The sequence below is a fragment of the Streptomyces sp. NPDC058671 genome, assembly GCF_042716475.1.
Lineage (GTDB): Bacteria > Actinomycetota > Actinomycetes > Streptomycetales > Streptomycetaceae > Streptomyces.
This window is the reverse complement of the sequence record NZ_JBHXSA010000005.1, coordinates 320,570-324,814: the sequence shown is the minus strand read 5'-3', so window position 1 is coordinate 324,814 and position 4,245 is coordinate 320,570. Positions and strand designations below refer to the sequence as shown.

Here is a 4,245-nt window from a genome sequence, read left to right as displayed (position 1 = left end):
TTTTTTGTTCCCGGCCCTCCCCCGGCGGCGGCCGCCCCCCACCGGGGGGGGGCCCCCCCCCGTCTCGTCAGCGGTCGTCCGGTTCTCTGAGGCGCATCGCCAGGATGGCCATGTCGTCGGAGGCGGGAGCCTGGGCGAAGCGCTCCACCGCGCGGAGGACCCGGGCGGCCACCGCGCCGGCCGTCAGGCCCGTGCAGGTCTTGAGGACCTCCGCCAAGCCGTCGTCGCCCAGCATGCGGGTGCCCTCACGGCGTTCCGTCACGCCGTCCGTGACGCAGAGGAGGACGTCACCCGGGTCGAGCGTGATCGTCTGCTCGTACAGCTCCAGGTCCTCCATGACGCCCAAGAGCGGCTGGGGCTCGGCCGACGGCTCGACCGTGCCGTCCTGGCGGAGTCGGAGCGGGAGGGGGTGACCGGCGCACACGACCTTGAGGATCGCCGAGCCGTCCTCCTGCGGGCGCATCTCTCCGTACAGCAGGGTGAGGAAGCGGCTGCGGGCGCCCTCGTCGAGGATCGCCGCGTTCAGGCGCTCCAGGACGGCCGGACCGCCGAAGCCCTCGCGGGCCAGGAGACGCAGGGCGTGACGGGCCAGGCCGGTGACGGCGGCGGCTTCGGGGCCCGTACCGCAGACGTCGCCGATGGCGAAGCCGTAAGCCCCGTCGCTGATCGGGAAGAGGTCGTAGAAGTCGCCTCCCACCTCGTTGCCCTCGCCGGCCGCTCGGTAGATGACGTCCACCTCGACGCCCGGGATGTCGGGGAGGCCGGGCGGCAGGAGGCTGCGCTGGAGGGACTGGCTGATCGCCACCCGCTCCGAGTACAGGCGGGCGTTGTCCAGGGCGAGGGCGGCCCGGCGCGAGAGGTCCTCGGCGAGCTCCAGGATCTCCTGGCGGAAGTGGTCCTCCGAGGGCCTGCCCAGGGTGAGCATGCCGATGACCCGGTTGCGGGCCACCAGCGGCAGGACGACCGTCTCGCCGGCGACCGTGCTCGCGGTGGTCAGGGTGATGTCGATGCCGGAGGACAGCGGGCTCGTGGGGTGGTCGAGGGCGCGGACCGAGGCGCTGAGGGCGGCTCGGTGGGCGGCGTCTCCCGGCGCGGTCCAGACGCGGGCGCCGGGGGTCGGCACCGGGTCGGGCGGGGCGATGGAGGAGAGCAGTGCCTTGAGGCCGTCGATGCGGTCCTCGTCCTCGTGCAGGACGTAGGAGAGGTACGGATCGGAGGTCTGGTCGGCGATCGTGTAGACCGCGCACCAGGTGGCGAGGGTCGGGACCGTCATCTGGGCCATCAGGGCCAGTGTCTGGTCGCGGTCGAGGGTGCCGGCCAGGAGGTCGGAGGCCTCGACCAGGAAGCTGAGGGAGCCGCGGCGGAGACGCTCCAGCTCGCCGAGGCGGGCCGACTCGACCGCGAGGGCGATGCGGTCGGCGGCGAACTGGAGGCGGAGCGCCTCCTCGTTGGAGTAGCGGTTCGCGCTCTCCGCCGCGACGCCGAGGGAGCCGGTGAGCCGGCCCTCGACCTTGAGCGGGACGGTGACCACCGAGCGCATGCCGGTGCCTTCGAGGAGGGGGACGGCGCCGGGGACGGCGGCCAGGTCCTCGTGGACGGCGGGCATGCGGGCGGAGCCGTAACGGCTGGCGCCGGTCTCGACGGGGACGCGGGCGAAGCGCTGGCGGGCGGCGGGGAGGCCGGTGGTCGCCCGTACCTCGAGTTCCGTCTCGTCGTCGGTGGCGAGGAGCAGGAAGGCGGCGTCGCCGTCGAGCATGTCGCGGGCGCGTTCGACCGTGCGCTGGAGCAGGCCGTCGAGGTCGTCGGGGGCGGGGGAGCCGATGAAGACCTCGAAGGGGTCCGCGGTGCGGCTCTCGGCGCCCGGCTCGGCGGTGGGGCGCTGCGGGGTCTGGAGGACGGCCCGCTCGTGCTCGCGGACCAGGAGGCAGACGGTGGAGGGCTCGCCCTGGGCGTCGCGGACCCGGAGGTGCGAGGCGTAGACGGGGATGACACGGCCGTCGGCGCAGCGGATGCCGTAGCTGCCCTCCCAGCGGGAGAGACGGAGGGCCTCGGCGAGTCCGGTGCCGATGCCGGGGGTGTGGGGCCAGGCGGCGAGGTCGCCGAGGGGTTTGCCGGTGACCTGCTCGGAGGTGTGACCGAAGAGTTCCTCCGCGTGCTCGTTCCAGGCGGTGACGGCGCCACCGCGGTCGATCTGCGCGACGGCGACGCGGACCCGGCTGTCGGCGACCGGCAGGAGCGCGTCGGGCAGGACGGGGCCCGCGGAGCGGGTGCCGACCGGGCGTCGGGGCAGGTCGAGGTGGAACCAGACGTGCTTGCGGGTGGGGGAGTAGTCGACGCCCCAGCGGTGGGCGAGGGCGGCGCAGAGCAGCAGGCCCCGGCCGTTCTCGCGGTCGGGGCTGCCGAGGGACCGGCCGCTCTGGACGGGGATCTCGCGCTCGGGGTAGCGGTCGGCGACCTCGACGCGGATGCTGTCGTCGGCGCGGAGGCAGAGGACTTCGGCGGCGGTGCCGGCGTGGATGACCGCGTTGGTGACGAGCTCGCTCGTGAGGACGACGGCGTCGTCGACGAGCTCGGGGTGTCCCCAGCCCTGGAGGGTGTCCCGGACGAAGGCGCGGGCGGCCGCGACCGATCGCCCGACGGGCTCGAAGGTCGCAGTCGCCCGCGCGGTGATCACTGAACTCCTCGTACGCGTCTCGACGCCCGGCTCTGCCATGCTCGGTCTGTCCCTCCCGCTGCCCGGTGGTCGTGCGCGCACCGCGCCGCCCCCGCCGGGCTGACCGGGGCGAGTGGACAGTCGCAAGCCAGGTTACTTACCTTCACTGTCCCAGCGGATGCCGGTCACGCTGATTCCGTCCCCCGGGGGTAGGGACGCATGTGCGAAGCTGCCGAACTGTTATCGCCTGGTTCGGTGACGGTGAAACACTGGGCAGGCTACCGGCGGGAGCCGGAGCGGTACGACGGTCGACCCCTTTCGGGAGGGACACGGTGGAAGCTGGCACGGCGGCGCGACGCGGCGGAGGCACTGGCACGCGCGCGAGGGGCGGGCGTTCCCGTGGGGGGACGGTGCAGGTGGACGCGGCGGCGCTGGAGCGGTTGCTGGCCGCACTGGTGTCGATGCGGGACGGCAACCTCCGCAGGCGGCTCACGGTGTCCGGCGACGGGGTCATGGCGGAGATCTCCGCCGTGTTCAACGAGGTCGCGGACCGGCAGATGCACGTGACGGGGGAGCTGTCGCGGGTCCGCCGGGTGGTGGGGCGCGAGGGCAAGCTGTCCGAGCGTCTGGAGGCCGGGGCCGGTGAGGGGGCGTGGGCGGCGGCGATCGAGGCCGCGAACGCGCTCGTCGACGATCTTGCCCGGCCGGTGTCCGAGGTGGGACGGGTGCTCTCGGCGGTGGCCGAGGGCGATCTGGATCAGCGGATGGACCTGCGTTCGGAGGGTGCCGACGGGACGGTCCGGCCGCTGCGCGGGGAGTTCCTGAAGGTCGCCCGTACCGCCAACAACCTGGTCGACCAGCTGTCGGTGTTCGCGTCCGAGGTGACCCGGGTCGCCGTCGAGGTGGGCACGGACGGCAAGCTGGGCGGGCAGGCGCAGGTGCGCGGGGTGTCCGGCTCGTGGAAGGACCTCACGGACTCGGTCAACACCATGGCGAACCGGCTGACGGCCCAGGTGCGGGACATCGCCCTGGTGACGACGGCGGTCGCCAACGGCGATCTGTCGCAGAAGGTCACGGCGAACGTGGCCGGCGAGATGCTGGAGCTGAAGAACACCGTCAACCGGATGGTGGACCAGCTGTCGTCGTTCTCGTCCGAGGTGACCCGTGTCGCCCGCGAGGTGGGTACGGAGGGGGAGCTCGGCGGTCAGGCCGAGGTGGCCGGCGTCGCCGGTGTGTGGAAGGACCTCACGGACTCCGTCAACACCATGGCCGGCAACCTGACCAACCAGGTGCGGGGCATCGCCGAGGTGACGACGGCGGTCGCCAACGGCGATCTGTCGCAGAAGGTGCGGGTGTCGGCGCGCGGGGAGATCGCGCAGCTGGCGGACACGATCAACCAGATGACCAAGACGCTGCGGACGTTCGCCGACGAGGTGACCCGGGTGTCGGGTGAGGTCGGTGCGGAGGGTCTGCTCGGCGGTCAGGCGCAGGTGCCGGGTGCGGCGGGGACGTGGAAGGACCTCACGGACTCGGTGAACACCGTCTTCCGGAACATCACCACGCAGGTGCGGGACATCGCGCAGGTGACGACG

General features: G+C 73.1%; 2 protein-coding genes. One reads left to right on the top strand and one right to left on the bottom strand.

The window, feature by feature from the left end; translation table 11 throughout:
• Nucleotides 1–67: 67 nt before the first annotated feature.
• Nucleotides 68–2,713, bottom strand: a complete 2,646-nt coding sequence (locus ACFWV2_RS09110; protein WP_384403993.1) for a SpoIIE family protein phosphatase — start codon at nucleotides 2,711–2,713, stop codon at nucleotides 68–70.
• 272 nt (nucleotides 2,714–2,985) lie between these two features.
• On the opposite strand from ACFWV2_RS09110, the gene ACFWV2_RS09105 reads away from it, so the two are divergent.
• The coding region (locus ACFWV2_RS09105; RefSeq protein ID WP_384403990.1) for a HAMP domain-containing protein at nucleotides 2,986–4,245 on the top strand (1,260 nt) is incomplete at its 3' end.